Raw genomic sequence first — 21,846 nt, forward strand, 5'->3', positions numbered from 1 at the left:
ACGGCGTCCCCCTCAACCGGACCCACCCCGCCAACCCACGGAATGCACGCATTTGACGTTGACGTTGACGTTGACGTTGCATTGAGCGGGTGCAGGGCGCAGCCCTGCCATAACCCCCCCTCCCTATACAGGTAACTGCAGGTCACAGGATAAGCAGACGCCTTGTTGCTGCCATCGAACAGGTCCACATTCCTGTGCAGGAGGCGGGCTGCCCGCCCGTTCTCGAGACAACAGGAGACCTGCATGTCCACTGCCCCCACCACCGCCATCTCCCGCGATCCGGCCACCGGCCAGGAGATCGCCAGCCATCCCTTCGCCACCGCCGCTGAACTTGAAACCCTCCTGCAGCGTGGCCAGGCAGGCTTTGCCGCCTGGAGCACCCAGCCGCTGGAGGCGCGCGCTGCCGTGCTGCGCGCGATGGCGGCCGTCCTGCGCCGCGACCGTGAGCCGCTGGCCGCGCTGGCCACCGCCGAAATGGGCAAGGTCCACGCCGAATCGCTGGCCGAAATCGAAAAATGCGCGCTGCTGTGCGACTGGTACGCCGAAAACGGTGCGCAGTTCCTGCGCGACGAACCCACCCAGGTGGCCAACAACAAGGCCTACGTGTCCTACCTGCCGCTGGGTGTGGTGCTGGGCATCATGCCGTGGAATTTCCCGTACTGGCAGGTGATGCGGGCGGCCGTGCCGATCCTGATGGGCGGCAATGGCTTCCTGCTCAAGCCGGCCGAGAACATCGTCGGCACCGCGCAGCTGCTCGATGCCGCCTGGCGCGAGGCTGGGCTGCCGGACGGCACCTTCATTGCGGCCAACATCAGCCGCGAAGGCACCAGTGCGGCCATCGCCGATGACCGCATCGCCGCGGTCACCCTCACCGGCAGCGTGGCCGCGGGCCGCAGCATTGCCGCCCAGGCCGGGCAGGCGCTGAAGAAGGTGGTGCTGGAACTGGGCGGCTCTGATCCGTTCATCGTGCTGGCAGACGCCGATCTCGATGCTGCCGTCGACGCGGCCGTCGCTTCGCGCTTCCAGAACACCGGGCAGGTCTGCATTGCCGGCAAGCGCATCATCGTCGAAGCGGCGGTGTACGACCGTTTCGTGGCGCAGTTCTGCCAGAAGGTGCAGGCCCTGACGATTGGTGATGGCCGCGAAGCCGGTAACCGCATCGGCCCGATGGCCCGGCAGGATCTGCTGGAACAGCTGGATGCGCAGGTGCGTGCCTCGGTCGATGCCGGCGCGCAGCTGCTGGTCGGCGGTCACCAGCTGGACCGCCCGGGCAGCTTCTACGCGCCGACCGTGCTGGCCGGCGTGGAGCCGGGTATGCAGGCCTTCGATACCGAGACGTTCGGGCCGGTTGCCTCCATCACCCGCGCACGCGACGCCGATCATGCGGTGGAGCTGGCCAACCAGAGCGAGTTCGGTCTGAGCGGCAACCTGTGGACCGGCAACCGTGAACGGGCCATGCAGCTGGCGCGCCGCCTGCAGACCGGCGGCGTGTTCGTCAACGGTTTCTCGGCCTCTGACCCGCGCGTGCCGATCGGTGGCGTGAAGAAGAGCGGCTTCGGCCGCGAGCTTTCGCACTTCGGCATCCGTGAATTCGTCAACGCGCAGACGGTCTGGTTCGACAAGCGTTGACACTCGGCTCCCATCCTTCCTGCAACGATCCACCATCAGTCCAGCGAAAAGGACGGCATTCCAATGTCAAAGGGTTCAGATCTGCTTGTCGCCGCACTTGAGAACGAAGGCGTCGAGCGCATTTTCGGTATTCCCGGCGAAGAAAACCTCGACGTGGTCGAGTCGCTGCGCCATTCCAGCATCGAGCTGGTCATCACCCGCCACGAGCAGGCGGCGGTGTTCATGGCGGCCACGTACGGCCGCCTGACCGGCAAGCCGGGCGTGTGCCTGGCCACCCTCGGCCCCGGCGCGCTCAACTTCACCACTGGCGCGGCCTATGCGCTGCTGGGCGCGTGGCCGGTCATCATGATCACCGGCCAGAAGGGCATCGTCGCCAGCAAGCAGGCGCGTTTCCAGATCGTGGACATCGTCAGCACGATGAAGCCGCTGACCAAGCTGGCCCGGCAGATCGTCTCGGCCCGGACCATTCCGACCATCGTCCGCGAGGCCTTTCGCGTGGCCCAGGAGGAGCGCCCCGGCCCGGTGCTGCTGGAGCTGCCCGAGGACATCGCCGCCACCGAAGTCGAGGATGTGGCGCTGATTCCCACCCACGCGGTGGACCGGCCGATTGCCAGCCCGGAAGCGCTGGACCGCGCGGCGGAGATCATCCGTACCGCAAAGCGACCGCTGCTGATGATCGCTTCGGCGGCGTCGCGGCCGCAGTCCAGCGAGGCGCTGTCGGCCTTCGTGCAGCGCGCCGGCATTCCGTTCTTCACCACGCAGATGGGCAAGGGCGCGGTGGCCGGTGGCTCGGGCCTGTACATGGGCACCGCGGCGCTGACCGAGCGCGACTACGTTCACATGGCCATCGACCAGGCCGATGTGATCGTGACCATCGGCCACGAAGTGACCGAGAAGCCGCCGTTCGTGATGCGTCCGGGTGGTCCGACGGTCATCCATATCGGTTATTCGCAGGCGGCGGTGGAGCAGGTGTATTTCCCGCAGGTGGAGGTGATCGGCGACATCGGCCGGTCGCTGACCCAGCTCGGCGACCGCATCGAAGGTGCCGTGGCCAACGCCGATGCGCTGCTGCCGCTGCGCGCGACCATCCTGGAGCACCTCGCTGATCGTGCCGAGGAGGACGGGTTCACCCCGCAGCGGCTCGTGCATGACGTGCGCCAGGTGATGCCGCCGGACGGCATCGTGGCGCTGGACAACGGCATGTACAAGATCTGGTTTGCGCGCAATTACCGCACCCAGGTGGCCAATACGCTGCTGCTGGACAATGCCCTGGCGACGATGGGGGCGGGCCTGCCGTCGGCGATCATGGCCTCGATCCTGTATCCGCAGCGGCGGGTGCTGGCGGTCTGCGGCGATGGCGGCTTCATGATGAACAGCCAGGAGCTGGAGACGGCGCGCCGGCTGGGCCTGAACCTGGTGGTGCTGATCCTCAACGACGGCGCCTACGGCATGATCCGCTGGAAGCAGGCGGTGGACGGCTTCACCGACTATGGCATGACCTTCACCAACCCGGATTTCGTGAAGTACGCCGAGGCCTACGGCTGCAAGGGCCATGAGGTGACGGCCATCGAGCAGTTCATCCCGACCCTGGAAGCCGCCTTCAACGAGGGTGGGGTGCACCTGGTGTCGGTGCCGGTGGACTATTCGGAGAACCAGCGGGTGCTGGTGGAGGAATTGCGGCAGGCGTTCCCCGGGAATGCCTGAGGTAGCGCCGGGCCACGCCCGGCGGATTCTGGGCGACTGAACGCCGGGCATGGCCCGGAGCTACCGGCTGCGGCGGGGCCGGGGCAGGGCGGTTTTGGTATGCTGGGCAACCGGCTGTGCCGGGCGCAACCTCCCCCCTCACTACACGATTCCCGCAGATCCATGAGCGAAGCTACCGATACCCCCCCCGTCGACGAAAACAAGTTGATCGCCGAGCGCCGTGAGAAACTCAAATCGCTGCGTGGGCAGGGCATCGCGTACCCGAACGACTTCCGTCGCGAGGACTTTGCCGGGCAGCTGCAGGCCGAATTCGCCGATGCCGACACCTGGACCGCCGAGGCTCTGGAAGGCAACGGCCGCCAGGTGAAGATGGCCGGCCGCCTGATGGCCAAGCGCATCATGGGCAAGGCCAGCTTCGCGCAGATCCAGGACGAGTCCGGCCGCATCCAGCTGTTCCTGCAGGGCGGCACGCTGGGCGATGCCTACACCGCCTTCAAGGGCTGGGACGTGGGCGACATCATCGCCGTCGAAGGCGCCCTGACCCGCACCAAGACCGGCGAACTGTCGGTCAAGGCCGAATCGATCCGCCTGCTGACCAAGTCGCTGCGCCCGCTGCCGGACAAGTGGCACGGCCTGGCCGACGTCGAGCAGCGCTACCGCCAGCGTTACGTCGACCTGATCGTGACCCCGGAATCGCGCGCGGTCTTCATCAAGCGCTCCAAGATCATCCGCGCCATGCGCGCGTGGCTGGACAACCGCGACTTCCTGGAAGTCGAGACGCCGATGATGCATTACATCCCCGGCGGCGCAGCGGCCAAGCCGTTCACCACCCACCACAACGCGCTGGACCTGGACCTGTACCTGCGCGTGGCGCCGGAGCTGTACCTCAAGCGCCTGACCGTGGGCGGCCTGGAGCGGGTGTACGAGATCAACCGCAACTTCCGCAACGAAGGCGTCAGCACCCGCCACAACCCGGAGTTCACCATGATGGAGCTGTACGAGGCCTACGCCACGTACAACGAGATCATGGACCTGACCGAAGGCGTGATCCGTGACGTGGCCACCACCGTCAACGGCGGCACCGAAGTGGAATGGGACGGGGCGAAGATCGACCTGGGCCCGGCTTTCCGCCGCTGGCGCATGGACGAGGCGGTGCGCCACCACAATCCGGAAATCTCGGCGGCCGACTGCACCGACCGCGAGGCGCTGCTGCGCCATTGCGAGCGCCTGAAGATCCGCGTCAAGCCGTCCTACGGCTGGGGCAAGCTGCTGCTGGAAATCTTCGAAGCGACCGTCGAACACACCCTGATCCAGCCGACCTTCATCACCGACCATCCGGTGGAAGTCTCGCCGCTGGCCCGTGCCAACGACAACGATCCGGGCTACACCGACCGCTTCGAGCTGTTCGTCAACGGCAAGGAGCTGGCCAACGGCTTCTCCGAGCTGAACGATCCGGAAGACCAGGCGCAGCGCTTCCAGGCCCAGGTGGCCGCGAAGGAAGGTGGCGACGACGAGGCCATGCACTACGACGCCGATTACATCCGTGCGCTGGAGTACGGTATGGCCCCGACCGGTGGACTGGGCATCGGCGTGGATCGCCTGGTGATGCTGCTGACCGGCAGCAGCTCGATCCGCGACGTGCTCCTGTTCCCGTACATGCGCCCCGAGCAGTAAGACGCAGTACCGCTCCCGACTGTGCGCGCCGTTCCGGATCCGGGCGGCGCCATTGACGCGATGCTTACTCGGCGTATGGTTGTTGCACGGCCTTGACACCCACTGTGGCTTGATGGGGTTGGGGAGGGACGATGTGAAGAACCCGCTTCACATTGTGACGACGATCATGAACCGGGGACGCTCGTGACGGGAGTCGTGCCTATGCAGGGTGCCAGTGTGCACAGCGGCGGGGTATCCTCGCTGGCTGATCTTCCAGCGTGGTCGAGAAGGCAGGCAGAGAACGCCTTGAACATCGTCATCGTCGATGACCAGACGTCCGCACGGACGATGCTGCGCCATGTCATTGAAGACATCGCGCCCGAATTGAGCGTGCACGACTTTGGTGATCCACTCACCGCACTTGCCTGGTGCGAGTCGTACCCGGTTGACCTGCTGCTGCTGGACTACCGCATGCCGGAGATGGACGGGCTGGAATTCGCCCGCCGCTTCCGCCGGCTGCCCAAGCACCGCGATATTCCCGTGATCCTGATCACCGTGGTCGGCGACGAGCCGATCCGGCAGGCCGCGCTGGAAGCGGGCGTCATCGATTTCCTGGTCAAGCCGATCCGCCCGCGCGAGCTGCGGGCGCGCTGCTACAACCTGTTGCAGCTGCGCCAGCAGGCCGAGAATGTGAAGCAACGCGCGCTGTCGCTGGAACAGAGGCTGCTGGCCAGCATGCACGAGGTGGAGGAGCGCGAACGCGAGACCCTCTCGCGGCTGGCACGCGCCATCGAGTTCCGTGATGCCGGCACCAGCGCCTACCTCGAGCGCATGGCGCGCGTGGCCGGGCTGATCGCCGAGCAGCTGGGACTGCCTGAGGAAGAGGTCAAGCTGATCGAGATGGCCGCGCCCCTGCACGACATGGGCAAGATCGCCATTCCCGATGCGGTGCTGCTCAAGCAGGGCAAGCTCAACGACGAGGAGCTGGCGATCATGCGCCGGCATCCGCGCATCGGCCATGAGCTGCTCAGCGGCAGCCAGAACCGCTTCATCCAGGTCGGCGCGTTGATCGCGCTGCGCCACCATGAGCGCTATGACGGCAGCGGCTACCCCGATGGCCTGGTCGGCGACGCGATCCCGCTGGAAGCACGCATCGTCGCGGTCGCCGATGTGTTCGATGCCCTGATCTCGCCGCGCCCCTACAAGGAAGCGTGGACGTTCGAGGCAACCCTGGCGTACCTGTACGCCCAGCGCGGGCGCCTGTTCGACCCGCGCTGCGTGGATGCGCTGCTGCGTGGCCGCGAAGCGCTGGAACAGATCTGCGCCGACCATTCCACCGCGTCGGCGCGGCCGGGGATGGGCGCGTGACATCCCTGCTGTCGCGGGCCCGCCTGCGGTTGTCCCAGCGCCACGACAGCGAGCATGGGCAGCAGATCGTCCGTATCGTCCTGATCAGCCTGATCCTGGCCTATGTGCTGCTGCCGGCACCGCGCCACGATCTGCCGCACGACCAGTACGTGGGCGTGCTGGCCATCGTGCTGACCGGACTGTCGCTGTCGCTGCTGCTGTTCGGCTGGCTGCTGTGGAAGCCCGGGCGTTCGGACCCGCGCCGCGTGCTGGGCATGCTGGCCGACTACGGGCTGATCGCCGCGGGCATGATCCAGATGGGCGAGCCGCTGTCGTGGGTCTACATCGTGGTGATGTGGGTGACCGTCGGCAACGGCATGCGTTTCGGCAACAACTACCTCTACGTCGCCGTGGCGATGGCGATGGTCAGCTTCGGCAGCACCGTGCTGCTGACCCCGTACTGGGAACAGAACCTGCGCCTGGCCATCGGCCTCTGGCTGGGGCTGGCGGCCGTGCCGCTGTACTTCTCGACCCTGCTCAAGCAGCTGACCAAGGCCATGGCCGAGGCGCGCCGCGCCAGTGAAGCCAAGAGCCGCTTCCTGGCCAACATGAGCCACGAGTTCCGCACCCCGCTCAACGGCCTGAGTGGCATGACCGAAGTGCTGGCCACCACCCGCCTGGACGATGAGCAGCGCGAGTGCCTGAACACCATCCAAGCCTCGTCCCGCAGCCTGCTGGCGCTGGTCGAGGAGGTGCTGGACATCTCCGCCATCGAGGCCGGCAAGCTGCGCGTGGTGGCCGAGGATTTCGTGCTGGCCGACGTGGTCCAGGCGATCGGCCTGATCCTGCTGCCACAGGCCAAGGCCAAGCATCTCGATTACCGGGTGAAGGTGGCTGCGAACGTTCCGGCCACGCTGCGGGGCGACGTCGGTCACCTGCGGCAGATCCTGCTCAACCTGGCCGGCAACGCGGTGAAGTTCACCGATCACGGCAAGGTGGAAGTGCGCGTGGGCCTCGTCCACGCCGACACCCAGGGTTCGGTGCGCCTGCGCTTCGACATCATCGATACCGGCATCGGCGTCCCGGTGGCGATGCGACCGCGGCTGTTCGAAGCGTTCGAGCAGGCCGACGTCAGCATGGCCCGTCGCCACGAAGGCACCGGCCTGGGCACGACCATCGCCAAGGGCCTGGTCGAGGCCATGGACGGCGAGATCGGCTATCTCGACAACCCGCCGCAGGGCAGCCACTTCTGGGTTGAACTGCCGTTCGCGCCGCCGCAGCCGGTGGTGGCCGGTGCGGTGCCGAGCGTGGCGGCCGGCGAAGACGTGGGCCCGGGTGGCAACGTGATCGCCTTCGCCGACCCCTTCCTGCGCCATCGGGCCCGCGTGCGCAGCATGCAGATCCTGGTGGCGGACGACCACGAGGCCAATCGCATGGTGCTGCAGCGCCTGCTGCAGAAGGCCGGGCACAAGGTGATGTGCGTCGATGGGGGCGAGGCGGTGCTGGATGCGCTGGCCGAGAGCGAATTCGACGCGGCCATCGTCGACCTGCACATGCCGGGCATGAGTGGGCTGGACATGCTGAAGGAGCTGCGGGTGATGCAGTCCGGTGGTGGCCCGCGCACGCCGGTGCTGGTGCTCAGTGCCGACGTCACCCCGGAGGCGATCCAGCGCTGCACACAGGCCGGCGCGCACGCGTTCCTGGCCAAGCCGGTCGTGGCCGTGCGCCTGCTGGACACCCTGGCGGAGATCGCCAACAACGCCCAGCTGAAGGCGTCGGCGCCGCCGATCGTGCGTACCGCGACCAACCTCGATGGCGTGCTCGACACCGGCGTGCTGGACGAGCTGGCTTCGCTGGGCATGGGCGATGGGTTCGAGCGCGAGTTCATCCGCCAGTGCCTGGAAGATGCCGACAACTGCCTGCGCAAGGCCGAAGGCGAGGGCGAGGCTGGTCGCTGGGATGCCTTCCGCGAGCAGTCCCACGCGATCAAGGGCGTGGCCGGCAACCTGGGCCTGGTGCGCGCCGCCAACCGCGCCGGCGAGTTGATGCGGATGGCCGATTGGCAGCTCAAGGCCGAGTGGCGCGCGCGCCTGGCCGTACTGCAGGGCGCGATCAAGGAAGGGCGTCACGCGTTGGACGCGCGCGCCGAGCGCAGGGCCCGCGGTGCCGCCGACGACATGGAGCGGTAGCAGCGAAAAAAAGCCCGGTGGCCAGCCGGGCTTGAACCCAGAGGGGGAGGACAGCAATCAGGCCGCGTCGAGGCCGGCGCGACGGGTCTGCGCCTTCACCAGGCGATCCATCGTGCGCAGCGAACGGTCACCCAGGGCCAGCGCGGAATCGACCCACACCTTGGTGATTTCCAGCAGTTCGTCGTAGCTGACCGCCTGCGCCAGGTTGCGCGCTGCGTTCATGGCCAGGTACGACTGCGGCAGGCGCTGTTGCTGGCGGATCATGTCTTCGACGGCGGCGCGGCCTTCGCCCTTCTTCACCAGCACGTCGACCACGCCCAGTGCATGCATTTCCTCGGCGCTGTAGACGCGGCCATCGAGGATGATCTTCTCGGCCAGCTGCGGCGACACCCGGCGGCACAGGAAGGAATAGGCGCCCATGCCCGGGAACAGGCCGAACAGCACTTCCGGCAGGCCCATGCCGCAGCCTTCCTCGGCCACGATGGTGTGGCAGGCCAGGGCCATTTCCAGGCCGCCGCCCAGCGCATCGCCCTGGATGAGCGCGATCGAGCGCACGTCACCGCCGAAACCGGTGTGCAGGTGATGCACACCTTCCACGCAGCGCTGGGCGTAGGTCAGCAGCAGGTCGCGGTTGCCTTCGCGGATCAGCCGGGTGAACAGGTCCAGATCGCCACCCAGGTTGTACGCGGCGGCATCGGAGGCCAGCACGAAGTGGCGCAGCTGCCCGCTGTGGCGCTGCGCCGGGCCGCGGGTGATGGCGCTCATGTAGCTCCACATTTCGTCCAGCATGTCCTTGCGGCAGCACGGGCGGATACCCGTCGCAGCATCGGCATGCATGAACAGCCAGTGGGCGGTGTCGTTGTTGCGGTCGTCCGTACGGATGGTGGCGTAGGGCGAACCACTGGTCGGCAGCTTTTCGATGGTGCTCATTGAAGTGTCCTCGGCATGCGGCCCGTAGAGAGAAGTGGTGGCCGGCGGGCCGAACGGTCCACACACGCGGCGATGCTACACCGGGCACGTGGCCACGCATGCGAAAAGGCCCGGGTCGTTGCCGACCCGGGCCTGAAAGCATTCAACCTGGAGCAGACCCTTACGGGGCGGGCGTATCGCGCAGTTCGCGGCGCAGGATCTTGCCCACGTTGGTCTTCGGCAGTTCCTTACGGAATTCCACGATCCGGGGGTGCTTGTAGCCGGTGAGATTGGCCCGTGCGTGTTCCTTGACCATTTCGGCGGTCAGGTTCGGGTCCTTCTTCACGATGACCACCTTCACGACTTCACCGGACTTCTCGTCCGGTACACCGACGGCGGCCACTTCCAGCACGCCCGGCATCATCGCGATGACGTCCTCGACTTCGTTCGGGTACACGTTGAAGCCGGACACCAGGATCATGTCCTTCTTGCGGTCGACGATGTAGAAGAAGCCCTGCTCGTCCATCTTCGCCATGTCGCCGGTGTGCAGCCACTGGTCGGCATCGATGGCGGTGGCGGTCTCGTCGGGGCGCTGCCAGTAGCCCTTCATCACCTGCGGGCCGCGGATGCACAGCTCGCCCACCTCGCCCATGGCCAGGACATTGCCGTTGTCGTCCTTGATGCAGGCATCGGTGGACGGGATCGGCAGGCCGATGGCGCCGTTGTATTCCTTCAGGTCCAGCGGGTTGATGCAGGCCGCCGGCGAGGTCTCGGTCAGGCCGTAGGCCTCGACCAGGGTCACCCCGGTCACCTTCTTCCAGCGCTCGGCCACCGCACGCTGCACGGCCATGCCGCCACCCAGGGTCACCTTCAGCGAGGAGAAGTCGACAGTGTCGAAGCCGGGGGTGTTGAGCAGGCCGTTGAACAGGGTGTTGACGCCGGTGATGGCGGTGAAGCGCACCGACTTGAGCTCCTTGACGAAGCCCTTCATGTCGCGCGGGTTGGTGATGAGGTGGTTGCAGCCGCCAAACTTCATGAAGACCAGGCCGTTGGCCGTCAACGCGAAGATGTGGTACAGCGGCAGGGCAGTGATGATCCACTCCTTGCCCGGCTCGATGCCCGACGCGCCGATCCAGGCCGAAGCCTGCTGCATGTTGGCGATCAGGTTGCGGTTGGTCAGCATCGCACCCTTGGCGACGCCGGTGGTGCCGCCGGTGTACTGCAGGAACGCGACGTCGTCGTGGTCGATCTCGACCTTGGGCAGGGTGTGGCGGCTGCCGAGCTTGAGTGCCTGGCGGAAGCGGACCGCACCCTTCAGATGGTAGTTGGGCACCATCTTCTTGACGTACTTGAGCACGAAATTGACGATCGTGCCCTTGAGGCCGAGCAGGTCGCCCAGGCCGGTGGTGATGACGTGCTTGACCGGGGTGTCGGCGATGACCTGCTGGACCGTGTCACCGAAGTTGTCCACCACCACCAGCGCACTGACGCCGGCGTCGACCAGCTGGTGCTTCAGCTCGCGCGCGGTGTACAGCGGGTTGACGTTGACCACGGTCAGGCCGGCGCGCAGCACGCCGAAGGTGGCGATGGGGTACTGCAGGCAGTTGGGCATCATCAGGGCGACGCGGTCACCCTTCTTGAGCTTGAGCTCACCCAGCAGGTAGGCGGCGAACTGCTCGACCAGGGCATCGGTTTCGCCGTAGGTGAGGACCTTGCCGAAACTGGAGTAGGCGGGACGGTCGCGGAATTTCGCGACGGAAGCGTCGAAGACCGAAGCTACCGAATGGAACTCGTTGATGTCGATTTCGGCGGGAACGCCTTTCGGATAGCTCTGCAGCCAGGGACGATCCAGACTCATATTCCCCCTCCAGGAATCGTTTTTGATGGGTGCGGCGCGGACAGTATCCGCCAGAACCGCTCGCAGCAGCATACCGTTCCGTAGGGAAAACGCGAAGGGGGCGTCTGTGTCCGGTAGTGCCGGCCGCTGGCCGGCACTGAAGGAGCCGGCCAGCGGCCGGCACTACCCGAAGGATTGACAGGCGTATGCGTCAGCTGCGGCTGCGCGCCGGGGCGCCGTTGGCCTTGTAATAGGGCGCGGTGCTGCGCGGCAGCGGGCTGCGGCCACGGATCACGTCGGCCAGCTTCTCGGCGATCATGATGGTCGGCGCGTTGAGGTTGCCGGTGACCACCTGCGGCATGATCGAGGCATCGACGATGCGCAGGCCTTCCAACCCGTGCACACGGCCCTGGCCGTCGACCACCGCCATCGGATCATCGGCGTGGCCCATCTTGTTGGTGCACGAGGGGTGGTAGGCCGTCTCGGCGTGCTCGCGGACGAAACCGTCGATCTGTGCGTCGGTCTGCAGCTCGCGGCCCGGCGAAATCTCGCGGCCGCTGTACGGCGCCAGCGCCGGCTGCGCAAAGATCTCGCGGGTGATGCGGATGGCGGCGCGGAACTCGCGCCAGTCCTGCTCGTGCGACATGTAGTTGAACAGGATGCTGGGGTGCACGCGCGGATCCTTGGACACCACCTGCACGCGGCCGCGGCTGGGCGAGCGCATCGAGCCGACGTGCATCTGGAAGCTGTGCGCCTTGATCGGGTTGGAGCCGTTGTAATTGATCGCCACCGGCAGGAAGTGGTACTGCAGGTTCGGCCAGTCGAAGGCCTCGTCGCTGCGGATGAAGCCACCGGCTTCGAACTGGTTGCTGGCGCCGATGCCGGTGCCCATGAACAGCCATTCGGCGCCGATGGCCGGCTGGTTGTGCAGCTTCAGCGCCGGGGCCAGCGATACCGGTTTCTTGCACTCGTACTGCAGGTACATCTCGAGGTGATCCTGCAGGTTGGCGCCGACACCCGGCAGGTGGTGCACCAGGTCGATGTCCAGGCTGCGCAGCAGGTCGGCCGGGCCGACGCCGGAGCGCTGCAGGATCTGCGGCGAGGCGATGGCGCCGCCGCACAGCAGCACTTCGCGGCGTGCAGTGGCACGCTGCGGCTGGTCGTTGTGCAGCCACTGCACGCCGACCGCGCGCTTGCCTGAGAACAGGATGCGATCGGTGAGGGCGTGGGTGACGATGGTCAGGTTCGGGCGCGGCTTGGCCAGGTCCAGGTAGCCACGGGCGGTGCTGGAGCGGCGGCCCTGCGGGGTCACCGTGCGGTCCATCGGGCCGAAGCCTTCCTGCTGGTAGCCGTTGAGGTCGTCGGTGCGCGGGTAGCCGGCCTGCACGCCGGCTTCGACCATGGCAGCGAACAGTTCGTTGTTGCCGGCCTTCGGCGTGGTCACCCGCAGCGGGCCATCGCCGCCGTGGTAGTCGTTGGCGCCGATGTCGCGGGTCTCAGCCTTGCGAAAGTAGGGCAGGCAGTCCAGGTAGGTCCAGTCTTCCAGGCCGGGCATGCTGGCCCAGTGGTCATAGTCCATCGCGTTGCCGCGGATGTAGCACATGCCGTTGATGAGCGATGAGCCGCCCAGGCCCTTGCCGCGGCCGCAATCCATGCGGCGGTTGTTCATGAAGGGCTCCGGGTCGGTCTTGTACGCCCAGTTGTAGCGCTTGCCCTGCAGCGGGTAGGCCAGTGCGGCCGGCATCTGGGTGCGGAAGTCGAGGCGGTAATCCGGGCCACCGGCTTCCAGCAGCAGCACGCTGACATCGGCATCCTCGGTGAGGCGGGTGGCCAGCACGTTGCCGGCCGAACCAGCGCCGATGATGATGTAGTCGTACTCGTTGGGGGTGCTCATGTTGGTTCTCCTGCGGGCCGGGACGCGCGTTGCGCAGGCCTCCCGGCGGGAATGTCGATCCAGCGCGCGTTGGCGCCGGCTTCAGAACACGCTGGCGTAGTCGCCCAGCTCGACCTGCACCGACTTGATGCGGGTGTAGTGGCCGAGCGTGGACAGGCCGTTCTCGCGGCCGACGCCGGATTGCTTGTAGCCACCTACCGGCATTTCCGCCGGCGATTCGCCCCAGGTGTTGATCCAGCAGATGCCGGCTTCGAGGCGGTGGATGATGCGATGGGCGCGGCTGATGTCCCGGCTGATCACGCCGGCAGCGAGGCCGAAGGTGGTGTCGTTGGCGCGGCGGATGGCTTCCTCCTCGTCGTCGTAGGCGAGGATGCTCATCACCGGCCCGAAGATCTCCTCGCGGACGATGGTCATGTCATCGCGGCAGTCGGAGAACACGGTCGGCAGCACGTAGGCACCTTCGGCCAGTGCGCCTTCCCCGGCACGGCCACCGCCGGCCAGCAGGCGCGCGCCTTCGGCCTTGCCGCTCTCGATGTAGCGCAGCACGTTCTGCATGTGCGGGAAGCTGACCATGGGGCCGAAGTTGGTGTCGGCCGCCTGCGGGTCGCCGATGCGGATGCGCTTCACGCGCTCGACTACGGCGGCTTCGAACGCGGCCAGCAGGGCGCGCGGCACGAACACGCGGGTGCCGTTGGTGCAGACCTGGCCGGAGCTGAAGAAATTGGCCATCACCGCGATGTCGGCGGCGCGATCCAGGTCGGCGTCATCGCAGATGACCAGCGGCGACTTGCCGCCCAGTTCCATGGTCACTTCCTTCAACGAGGAGGACGCGGCCGCGGCCATCACCTTCTTGCCGGTGGCCACGCCGCCGGTGAAGGAGATCTTCTCGATCACCGGATGCTCGGTGAGCCAGTTGCCGATCTCGCCGCCCGGGCCCTGCACCACGTTGAACACGCCGTCCGGAACGCCGGCTTCGGTGTAGATCTCGGCCAGCTTCAGCGCGGTCAGCGGGGTCACTTCGGAGGGCTTGAACACCATGGCGTTGCCGGCGGCCAGCGCAGGCGCCGATTTCCACAGCGCGATCTGGATCGGGTAGTTCCAGGCACCGATGCCGGCGACCACGCCCAGCGGTTCGCGGCGCGTGTAGAAGAAGCTCGATTCGCGCAGCGGCAGCTGGATGCCTTCGATGGCGGTGGCCAGGCCGGCGTAGTACTCCAGCACATCGGCGCCGGTGACGATGTCCACCGTGGTGGTTTCGGCCAGCGCCTTGCCGGTGTCCAGGGTTTCCAGCCGGGCCAGCTCATCGTTGCGCTCGCGCAGGATATCGACGGCGCGGCGCAGGATGCGCGAGCGCTCCATCGCCGTCATCGCCGCCCAGACCTTCTGTCCTTCGGCGGCACTCTGCACCGCGCGTTCGACGTCGGCCTGGCTGGCGATCTGCACCTCGGCCAGCACCTCGCCGTTGGCCGGGTTGATGCTCTGGAAGGTCTTGCCGCTGGTGGCGTCGACGCGTTGACCGTGGATGTAGAGCTGCTGTACGGGCAGGGGGGACATGGGGGCACTCCTGGAAACAAAGGGGGAAGGGCTTGAGGCTGCTTATACGCCCTCGGGCTGCAGCTGGAAGTCGATATAGGCGTAGGCCAGCGCGCGTGCGGCGGCGGTGTCGAACGGGCCGCCCACCAGGCTGCCGCGCAGCCACAGGCCGTCGATCATCGCGGCCAGCCCGCGCGCGGCGTCGCGGGCGCGTCCGGCGGGCAGCGCGCGGTGGAACTGATGGGCCAGGTTGGAATACAGCCGCTGGTCGTTGATGCGCTGCAGGCGGGCCAGTTCCGGCTGGTGCATGCTCGCCGCCCAGAAGGTCAGCCAGACGCGCATGGCCGGGCCGCTGGTCTGGGTCTGGTCGAAGTTGCCATCGACCAGGGCGCGCAGCTGGGCTCGCGGGTCTGCATCGGCGCGGGCCCGGCAGTGGGCGAACGCGTCCTTCAGTTCATTGAGGATCTGCCGCATGGCCGCGTTGAGCAGGCCGGCCTTGTCGCCGAAGTAGTGGGCGACGATGCCGGTGGACAGGCCGGCCTGGCGGGCGATGGTGGCCACGGTGGCATCGGCCAGGCCGATATCGTGGATGACCTGGAAGGTGGCCTGGATCAGCTGCTCGCGGCGGATGGGTTCGATGCCTTTCTTCGGCACGGTCTCACCTGGGGCATGGGCGTTGGCCCGAGGTGGACAGTATCGCGTTTGTTGATTGAACGTTCAATCAACAAACAGTGAAGCCAGTGTGGACATCGGGGCTGTACCCCCGGGTTTACAGGCGGAGGGCGGCTTCCAGCAGGGGGGCGGCCCAGGCGGGCGTGGCCGCCAGCTGGGCAAGGTCGTCCGCTTCGGGGTACAGCACCTGGCCATCCTCCATCTGCAGCAGCAGCTGCGGATCGGGCACGGCCTCGCCGGGGGCGGCATCGGCGCTGTTGTCGTAGACCTGCAACTGGGCCAGCACCGGCATCAGCCGCACCAGGTTCTGCTGGGCCAGTGGCCAGCGCCGGCGGATGTCGGCCTCGTTGATGGGGTGGCCGCCGCTGCGCACCCGTGCCTGCACGCGCGCGATGTGCTGCTCCGGGCTGGACAGCCCGCAGAACCACATCAGCACGTCGTGGCTGTGGCTGGCTTCATGCAGCAGGGCGGCGATGGAATTGCCGCCCAGGGTGGTTTCGAAGGCATGGTTGTGGCCCCGTTCGAGGGCATCGCGGATGCGGTTGACGCCTTCCTGCCAGGCCTGGGCGTTGGCCTCGGCCTGGGACTGGCCCGACAGCTCGCGCAGGCCACGGGCGAACGTATCCGGATTGAACCAGTCCAGCCCGGCCTCGCGCAGTACGTGGCCGCCCACCGAACTCTTGCCGGCGCCGTTGACGCCGGCAAGGACGTACAGGAACGGTCGAGACATCAGTGCCCCGTGCCGGCCTTGACCTGCCCCTTCAGGCGCGCCGGGCGGCGCAGCAGCGCACGCGCGGTGTCACCGGACTGGGCCTGCTGCAGCACGGCCAGGCGCTGGTCGAAGCCGGCGCGCAGTTCGGCCAGGCCCGGGGCCTGCCCGCGCAGTTCGTCCAGCGAGGATTCCAGCGCTTCCACGCGGGCCTGCAGGGCGCGGTACTGCTCGATGGAGACGATGACCGCCTGCGGCTCGTTGTGGTTGGTGACCACCACCATGCGCTGGTCGCGGACCTCCTGCATGACCTTGCGCCAGTGCTCCTTCACCGACGAGGCGGTGGTGTGGGTCAGCTCGTTGATCGGGTCGAAGCGGACGGGCAGGTGAAGCATGGCGGGGCTCCAGCGGGGGTATGGGCCCACCTTACGCCTGTTTCATGCGAATTGCATGAATCGGGAAAAATATGAAAACCGTACGGATTGCAGAAACGGCCGGATCGTTGTCGATCCGGCCGTTGTCCAACCGCCGCCGGGCACGGCCCGGCGCTACCAGCTTATTTGCTGGCCAGCTGGCGCAGCACGTACTGCAGCAGGCCGCCGTGGTGGGCGAGGAGGCGCGTTTGCGAACCACGGGTTCGCGCGCCTCCGCAGCGCCCCCGCGCTGGCGCGGGGGCCGGGCTTCCGCCCATTGGTGGCACGGGACGGTTCAGCGACCCGCCAGCTGGCGCAGCACGTACTGCAGCAGGCCGCCGTGGCGGAAGTACTCGACTTCCTTCGGGGTCAGCAGCATCACCGAGACCTCGAAGGTCTTCTTCGTGCCATCGGCCTTGGTCGCGGTGACGGTCGCACGCTTGCTGGCACCGTCTTCCAGGCCGGTGATGTCGATCGTTTCCGACCCGTCCAGGCCCAGCGACTGCGCGTTCTCGCCGTTGCGGAACTGCAGCGGCAGCACGCCCATGCCGACCAGGTTGGAACGGTGGATGCGCTCGAAGCTCTCGGCCACCACGGCCTTCACGCCCAGCAGCAGGGTGCCCTTGGCGGCCCAGTCACGCGACGAGCCGGTGCCGTATTCCTTGCCGGCCAGCACCACCAGCGGCACGTTGTCGGCCTTGTACTTCATGGCCGCATCGTAGATCGCCAGCTTTTCCGGCTGGCCGCCGTTGGCCGGGTAGTACAGGGTGTTGCCGCCTTCCTCGCCGCCGAACATCAGGTTCTTGATGCGGATGTTGGCGAACGTGCCGCGGACCATCACGTCATCGTTGCCGCGGCGGCTGCCGTAGCTGTTGAAGTCGGCCGGCTGCACGCCGCGTTCCTGCAGGAAGCGGCCCGCCGGCGAATCCTTCTTGATGTTGCCGGCCGGGGAGATGTGGTCGGTGGTGATCGAATCGCCGAACAGGCCCATCACGCGCGCACCGTGCACATCGTCGATGCTGCCGGTCTGCATGGTCATGCCATCGAAGTACGGCGGGTTCTTGATGTAGGTGGAGGCATCGCTCCACTCGTACAGGTTGCCGTCCGGCGAGGCGATGGTGTTCCAGCGGCTGTCACCCTTGAACACGTCGGCGTAGTTCTGCTTGAACATCTCCGGGCCGATGGTCGCGGCGATGACGTCGCCGATTTCCTTGTTGCTCGGCCAGATGTCGCGCAGGAACACCGGCTGGCCATCGCTGCCGGTGCCCAGCGGCTGGGTGGTCAGGTCGATGTCGGTGGTGCCGGCGATGGCGTAGGCCACCACCAGCGGCGGGCTGGCCAGGTAGTTCATCTTCACTTCGGGGTGCACGCGGCCCTCGAAGTTGCGGTTGCCCGACAGCACCGAGGTGACCACCAGATCGCCAGTGGCGATGCCGGCGCTGACTTCGGTGGGCAACGGACCGGAGTTGCCGATGCAGGTGGTGCAGCCGTAGCCCACCACGTAGAAGCCGATCTTCTCCAGCTCCTTCAGCACGCCGGCCTTTTCCAGGTAATCAGTGACCACGCGCGAGCCTGGGCCGAGCGAGGTCTTCACCCACGGCTGACGGTTCAGGCCCTTGGCGGCGGCGTTGCGGGCCAGCAGGCCGGCGCCGATCATCACCGCCGGGTTGGAGGTGTTGGTGCAGGAGGTGATGGCGGCGATGACGACCGCGCCGTCCTTCAGGCGGACCTTGCGGCCTTCGGTCTCGATGTCCGCATAGCCCTTGGCCAGCTGTTCGTTGCCGACGGCCGCGCCGCCGCCTTCACTGACGAAGGTGGAGACATCGGCGCTGCGCTTGTCACGGTTGGCGGTGAGGCCGACCAGCGACTCGCGGTAGTTCTTCTGCACGTCTTCCAGCAGCACGCGGTCCTGCGGGCGCTTGGGGCCGGCCAGCGAAGGCTTGACCGTGCCCATGTCCAGTTCCAGCGTGGTGCTGTACTGGGCCGGTGCGCTGCCCGGTTCGTGCCACAGGCCCTGGGCCTTGGCGTAGGCCTCGACCAGGTTGATCTGCTCGTCGCTGCGGCCGGACAGGCGCAGGTAGTTCAGCGATTCGTGATCGATCGGGAAGATGCCACAGGTGGCGCCGTACTCGGGGGCCATGTTGCCGATGGTGGCGCGGTCGGCCAGCGGCAGGTGCTGCAGGCCGTCGCCGTAGAACTCGACGAACTTGCCGACCACGCCCAGCTTGCGCAGCATCTGGGTGACGGTCAGCACCAGGTCGGTGGCGGTGGCACCTTCGGGCAGCTTGCCGCTCAGCTTGAAGCCGACGACCTGCGGGATCAGCATCGAGGACGGCTGGCCGAGCATGGCCGCCTCCGCCTCAATGCCGCCCACGCCCCAGCCGAGCACGCCGATGCCGTTGATCATCGTGGTGTGGCTGTCGGTACCGAACACGGTATCGGGGTAGGCAACCGCCTTGCCGTCCTTGTCCGCGGTCATCACCACGCGGGCCAGGTTCTCCAGGTTCACCTGGTGGACGATGCCGGTGTTGGGCGGCACCACCTTGAAATTGTCAAAGGCCTTCTGGCCCCAGCGCAGGAAGCCGTAGCGTTCCTGGTTGCGCTGGAATTCGATCTTGCCGTTGAGGTCCAGGGCGTCGGGCTTGCCGAACACATCGACCTGCACCGAGTGGTCGATGACCAGTTCGGAGGGAATCTGCGGATTGATCTGCTCGGGCTTGCCGCCCAGCTTGACCACCGCATCGCGCATGGCGGCCAGATCGACCACGCAGGGCACGCCGGTGAAGTCCTGCAGGACCACGCGCGCGGGCATGAAGGCGATTTCGGTATCCGGCTCGGCGCTGGGCTTCCAGCGAGCCACCGCTTCGATGTGGTCGGGGCCGACGGTGGCGCCGCCGTCCTCGTGCCGGAGCAGGTTCTCCAGCAGGATCTTCATCGAATAGGGCAGGTGGGAGATATCGAAGCGCTGGCCCAGCTTGGGAAGGCTGAAGTAGTCGTAGGTCTTGCCGCCGACGTCCAGCTGGCTGCGGGTGGAGAACGAATCGCTCATGCGGGATGACTCCTCTTGCGGATGGCTTGCACTGGCCCACCGTGGCGGGCCTGCTTGCGTTTGCCGGTGGCGTTCCGGCCGCCGGATCCCCGCCAGTATGGCCGAGCGGGGAGGGCCCGAAACGCCCTTGGCGCAGGACGCAAGGTTACATGGCTGTATGTAGTGCCGATGTCACGGTTTGCCGCGCCACTGGCTCATCAGCATCTGCAGGAAGCGCTCGGCAGTGGGTGAGAGCAGGGCGCCGCGGCGGCGCACGATGCCGATGGTGCGCGACACCACCGGATTGCCGATCGGGCGGGTCACCAGGATCGGGTGGTCGCCATCGGGGGTGGCCATTTTCGGCAGCACCGAGACACCAATGCCGGCTTCGACCATGCCCAGGGACGTGGACAGGTGGGTCACTTCGTAGTGCCAGCTCAGCTTCAGGTTTTCGCGTGCCAGGGCGCCGTCGAGCAGGGTGCGGTTGCCGCTGGTGCGGTGCACGGTGATGAGCTGGTGCTGGGCCAGGTCGGCCCATTCGACCTTGCGCTTGCGGGCCAGCGGGTGGTCGCGGCGGCAGGCCAGCACGAAGGGGTCTTCGGCCAGTACGTCGAAATCCAGGTTGGGGTCGTTGGCCCCCATGAAGTTGATGCCGAATTCCACTTCGCCGCGTTCCACCGCCTGCAGGCCCTCGGTGGCCGGAATATCGAGGATGCGGAAGCGCACGTTCGGGTGCGCCTCGTGGAAGCGTGCCATCACGCTGGGCAGGAAGTAGAACGCGGCCGTAGGCAGGCAGGCGATGGTGACCGTGGCGCCGCGGGTGTCCTCGCGGCCGCGCAGGGAAAACAACGAACCGTCGAACTCTTCCAGCATGCGCCGCACCAGCGGCAGCAGGTTCTCGCCGACGGCGGTGGTGCTGACGCTGCGCGTGGTGCGTTCCAGCAGGGGTGAGCCGACGGCCTGTTCCAGCTTCTGGATGCGGCGGCTGAGCGCTGGCTGCGATACGTGCAGGCTTTCAGCGGCGCGATGGAAGCTGCGTGTCTCGGCAACGAGAAGGAATGCGCGCAGGTCGAGGATTTCGCAATTGATGCTCATTGGGTATCAATCATCCAAAAATCAGCAATTCACAGATCAATCGGGGTCATGCCAGTATCGAATCACAGAGGGGGTATTCATCCCCTATACGCATCAATCTAGCACACGTATGTCCAACGATCTGCTCAGCATTCCCTGCGTACTCATGCGCGGCGGTACATCCAAAGGCCCCTTCTTCCTGGCATCCGACCTGCCGGCGGACACCGCCCAGCGCGACCGCCTGCTGCTGGAAGTGATGGGCTCGGGCCATCCGCTGCAGATCGACGGCATCGGTGGTGGCAACGCCCTGACCAGCAAGGTGGCGATCATCGACCGCTCCAGCCGCGATGATGCCGACGTGGACTATCTGTTCGCCCAGGTGCGGGTGGAGCAGCAGGTGGTGGATACCTCGCCCAACTGCGGCAACATGCTGGCCGCGGTCGGCCCATACGCCATCGAACGGGGCCTGGTGCAGGCGCAGGACCCGCAGACGTCGGTGCGCATCTTCAACGTCAACACCGGCAAGCTGATCGTGGCAACGGTGGAAACCCCCGGCGGCGAAGTGGTCTACCGCGGCGATACGCGGATTGCCGGTGCGCCGGGCTCGGCCTCGCCGGTGCGGCTGTCCTTCCTGGATGCGGCCGGTGCCCGCACCGGCAAGCTGCTGCCCAGTGGCCACGCCCAGGAAACCATCGATGGCGTGGCGGTAAGCCTGGTGGACTGCGCGATGCCGATGATGCTGGTGCGCGCCGAGGACCTGGGCGTGCGTGGTGATGCGGCGCCCGCCGAACTGAATGCGGATGCGGTCTTTCTCGCCCGGCTGGAGGCGCTGCGCATCGAAGCCGGGGCCCGCATGGGCATCGCCGACGCCGGCAACAAGGTGATTCCCAAGCCGGTGCTGCTGTCTGCGCCGCAGCACGGCGGCCATCTGCAGGTGCGCTACTTCATGCCGCACCAGTGCCATACCGCGCTGGCGATCACCGGTGGGGTCGGCCTGGCCACGGCGGCGGTCACGCCAGGCACGCTGGCCAACACTTTCGTCGGATGCCTGGGCCTGCCCGGCAGCATTACCCTCGAACATCCGAGCGGGGCCCTGGATGTGGGCCTCAGCCGAAGCTCGGACGATGCGCCGGTGGTTGCCAGCGTGGTCCGTACCGCCCGCCGCCTGTTCGAAGGCCGCGTGTTCGCGACCTCGCCGGCAACCCCCGAGATCTGTTCCACCCAAGCCCGCCAATGGACTTCAGCGGCATGACCT

At 66.9% G+C, this 21,846-nt stretch carries 15 protein-coding genes; 6 read left to right on the forward strand and 9 right to left on the reverse strand.

Annotated features, from left to right (window positions below; genetic code table 11):
• The first annotated feature begins 243 nt into the window (after positions 1 to 243).
• From C1927_RS10285 to C1927_RS10305, 5 genes are all read left to right on the forward strand, one after another.
• On the forward strand, positions 244 to 1,629 hold the full coding sequence (locus C1927_RS10285; RefSeq protein ID WP_108746619.1) for an NAD-dependent succinate-semialdehyde dehydrogenase: 1,386 nt from the start codon (positions 244 to 246) through the stop codon (positions 1,627 to 1,629).
• A gap of 63 nt (positions 1,630 to 1,692) precedes the next feature.
• Positions 1,693 to 3,333, forward strand: a complete 1,641-nt coding sequence (locus C1927_RS10290; RefSeq protein ID WP_079221761.1) for an acetolactate synthase large subunit — start codon at positions 1,693 to 1,695, stop codon at positions 3,331 to 3,333.
• Between the two features lie 162 nt (positions 3,334 to 3,495).
• On the forward strand, positions 3,496 to 5,007 hold the full coding sequence (gene lysS / locus C1927_RS10295; protein WP_108746620.1) for a lysine--tRNA ligase: 1,512 nt from the start codon (positions 3,496 to 3,498) through the stop codon (positions 5,005 to 5,007).
• Between the two features lie 201 nt (positions 5,008 to 5,208).
• Positions 5,209 to 6,354: a two-component system response regulator gene (locus tag C1927_RS10300; RefSeq protein ID WP_108746621.1), complete on the forward strand. Its 1,146-nt coding sequence runs from the start codon at positions 5,209 to 5,211 to the stop codon at positions 6,352 to 6,354.
• Complete coding sequence (locus C1927_RS10305; protein WP_108746622.1) at positions 6,351 to 8,522, forward strand: response regulator; 2,172 nt, start codon at positions 6,351 to 6,353, stop codon at positions 8,520 to 8,522. The genes C1927_RS10300 and C1927_RS10305 overlap by 4 nt, the downstream gene beginning before the upstream one ends.
• 57 nt (positions 8,523 to 8,579) lie before the next feature.
• Here C1927_RS10305 and C1927_RS10310 read toward each other — a convergent pair whose 3' ends face one another.
• The 9 genes from C1927_RS10310 to C1927_RS10350 form a co-directional block, all read right to left on the reverse strand.
• The gene (locus C1927_RS10310; RefSeq protein WP_079221765.1) at positions 8,580 to 9,452 is read right to left on the reverse strand and encodes a crotonase/enoyl-CoA hydratase family protein; all 873 of its coding nucleotides are present in this window, start codon (positions 9,450 to 9,452) and stop codon (positions 8,580 to 8,582) included.
• A 160-nt stretch (positions 9,453 to 9,612) separates the two neighbouring features.
• Positions 9,613 to 11,289 carry a long-chain fatty acid--CoA ligase gene (locus tag C1927_RS10315; protein WP_079221766.1) on the reverse strand — a complete coding sequence of 559 codons (1,677 nt, stop codon included), beginning with the start codon at positions 11,287 to 11,289 and terminating at the stop codon, positions 9,613 to 9,615.
• 190 nt (positions 11,290 to 11,479) lie between these two features.
• Complete coding sequence (gene betA, locus C1927_RS10320) at positions 11,480 to 13,162, reverse strand: choline dehydrogenase (RefSeq protein ID WP_079221767.1); 1,683 nt, start codon at positions 13,160 to 13,162, stop codon at positions 11,480 to 11,482.
• A gap of 81 nt (positions 13,163 to 13,243) precedes the next feature.
• Complete coding sequence (gene betB / locus C1927_RS10325; protein WP_108746623.1) at positions 13,244 to 14,716, reverse strand: betaine-aldehyde dehydrogenase; 1,473 nt, start codon at positions 14,714 to 14,716, stop codon at positions 13,244 to 13,246.
• A 42-nt stretch (positions 14,717 to 14,758) separates the two neighbouring features.
• Positions 14,759 to 15,349 (reverse strand): transcriptional regulator BetI, encoded by a 591-nt coding sequence (gene betI, locus C1927_RS10330; RefSeq protein ID WP_079221769.1) that lies wholly within the window; start codon positions 15,347 to 15,349, stop codon positions 14,759 to 14,761.
• A 115-nt stretch (positions 15,350 to 15,464) separates the two neighbouring features.
• On the reverse strand, positions 15,465 to 16,097 hold the full coding sequence (locus tag C1927_RS10335) for an AAA family ATPase (RefSeq protein ID WP_079221770.1): 633 nt from the start codon (positions 16,095 to 16,097) through the stop codon (positions 15,465 to 15,467).
• The gene (locus C1927_RS10340) at positions 16,097 to 16,471 is read right to left on the reverse strand and encodes a type II toxin-antitoxin system Phd/YefM family antitoxin (RefSeq protein ID WP_108746624.1); all 375 of its coding nucleotides are present in this window, start codon (positions 16,469 to 16,471) and stop codon (positions 16,097 to 16,099) included. The genes C1927_RS10335 and C1927_RS10340 overlap by 1 nt, the downstream gene beginning before the upstream one ends.
• 313 nt (positions 16,472 to 16,784) lie before the next feature.
• Positions 16,785 to 19,538, reverse strand: coding sequence for an aconitate hydratase AcnA (gene acnA / locus C1927_RS10345; RefSeq protein ID WP_108746625.1), 2,754 nt, complete (start codon positions 19,536 to 19,538; stop codon positions 16,785 to 16,787).
• 171 nt (positions 19,539 to 19,709) lie between these two features.
• Positions 19,710 to 20,612 (reverse strand): LysR family transcriptional regulator, encoded by a 903-nt coding sequence (locus C1927_RS10350; RefSeq protein ID WP_049455867.1) that lies wholly within the window; start codon positions 20,610 to 20,612, stop codon positions 19,710 to 19,712.
• A gap of 109 nt (positions 20,613 to 20,721) precedes the next feature.
• Between C1927_RS10350 and C1927_RS10355 the strand changes: the two genes are divergently transcribed.
• Complete coding sequence (locus tag C1927_RS10355; RefSeq protein ID WP_079221773.1) at positions 20,722 to 21,843, forward strand: 4-oxalomesaconate tautomerase; 1,122 nt, start codon at positions 20,722 to 20,724, stop codon at positions 21,841 to 21,843.
• Positions 21,844 to 21,846: the final 3 nt, after the last annotated feature.

Origin of the sequence: Stenotrophomonas sp. ZAC14D1_NAIMI4_1 (genome assembly GCF_003086775.1) — a bacterium.
Classification (GTDB): Bacteria; Pseudomonadota; Gammaproteobacteria; order Xanthomonadales; family Xanthomonadaceae; genus Stenotrophomonas.

Excerpts from the sequence above, each read along its gene's own strand:
- C1927_RS10285 (WP_108746619.1), top strand. The coding sequence starts at position 244 with ATGTCCACTGCCCCCACCACCGCCATCTCCCGCGATCCGGCCACCGGC.
- C1927_RS10290 (WP_079221761.1), top strand. The coding sequence starts at position 1,693 with ATGTCAAAGGGTTCAGATCTGCTTGTCGCCGCACTTGAGAACGAAGGC.
- lysS (WP_108746620.1), top strand. The coding sequence starts at position 3,496 with ATGAGCGAAGCTACCGATACCCCCCCCGTCGACGAAAACAAGTTGATC.
- C1927_RS10300 (WP_108746621.1), top strand. The coding sequence starts at position 5,209 with ATGCAGGGTGCCAGTGTGCACAGCGGCGGGGTATCCTCGCTGGCTGAT.
- C1927_RS10310 (WP_079221765.1), bottom strand. The coding sequence starts at position 9,452 with ATGAGCACCATCGAAAAGCTGCCGACCAGTGGTTCGCCCTACGCCACC.
- C1927_RS10315 (WP_079221766.1), bottom strand. The coding sequence starts at position 11,289 with ATGAGTCTGGATCGTCCCTGGCTGCAGAGCTATCCGAAAGGCGTTCCC.
- betA (WP_079221767.1), bottom strand. The coding sequence starts at position 13,162 with ATGAGCACCCCCAACGAGTACGACTACATCATCATCGGCGCTGGTTCG.
- betB (WP_108746623.1), bottom strand. The coding sequence starts at position 14,716 with ATGTCCCCCCTGCCCGTACAGCAGCTCTACATCCACGGTCAACGCGTC.
- C1927_RS10335 (WP_079221770.1), bottom strand. The coding sequence starts at position 16,097 with ATGTCTCGACCGTTCCTGTACGTCCTTGCCGGCGTCAACGGCGCCGGC.
- C1927_RS10340 (WP_108746624.1), bottom strand. The coding sequence starts at position 16,471 with ATGCTTCACCTGCCCGTCCGCTTCGACCCGATCAACGAGCTGACCCAC.
- acnA (WP_108746625.1), bottom strand. The coding sequence starts at position 19,538 with ATGAGCGATTCGTTCTCCACCCGCAGCCAGCTGGACGTCGGCGGCAAG.
- C1927_RS10350 (WP_049455867.1), bottom strand. The coding sequence starts at position 20,612 with ATGAGCATCAATTGCGAAATCCTCGACCTGCGCGCATTCCTTCTCGTT.
- C1927_RS10355 (WP_079221773.1), top strand. The coding sequence starts at position 20,722 with ATGTCCAACGATCTGCTCAGCATTCCCTGCGTACTCATGCGCGGCGGT.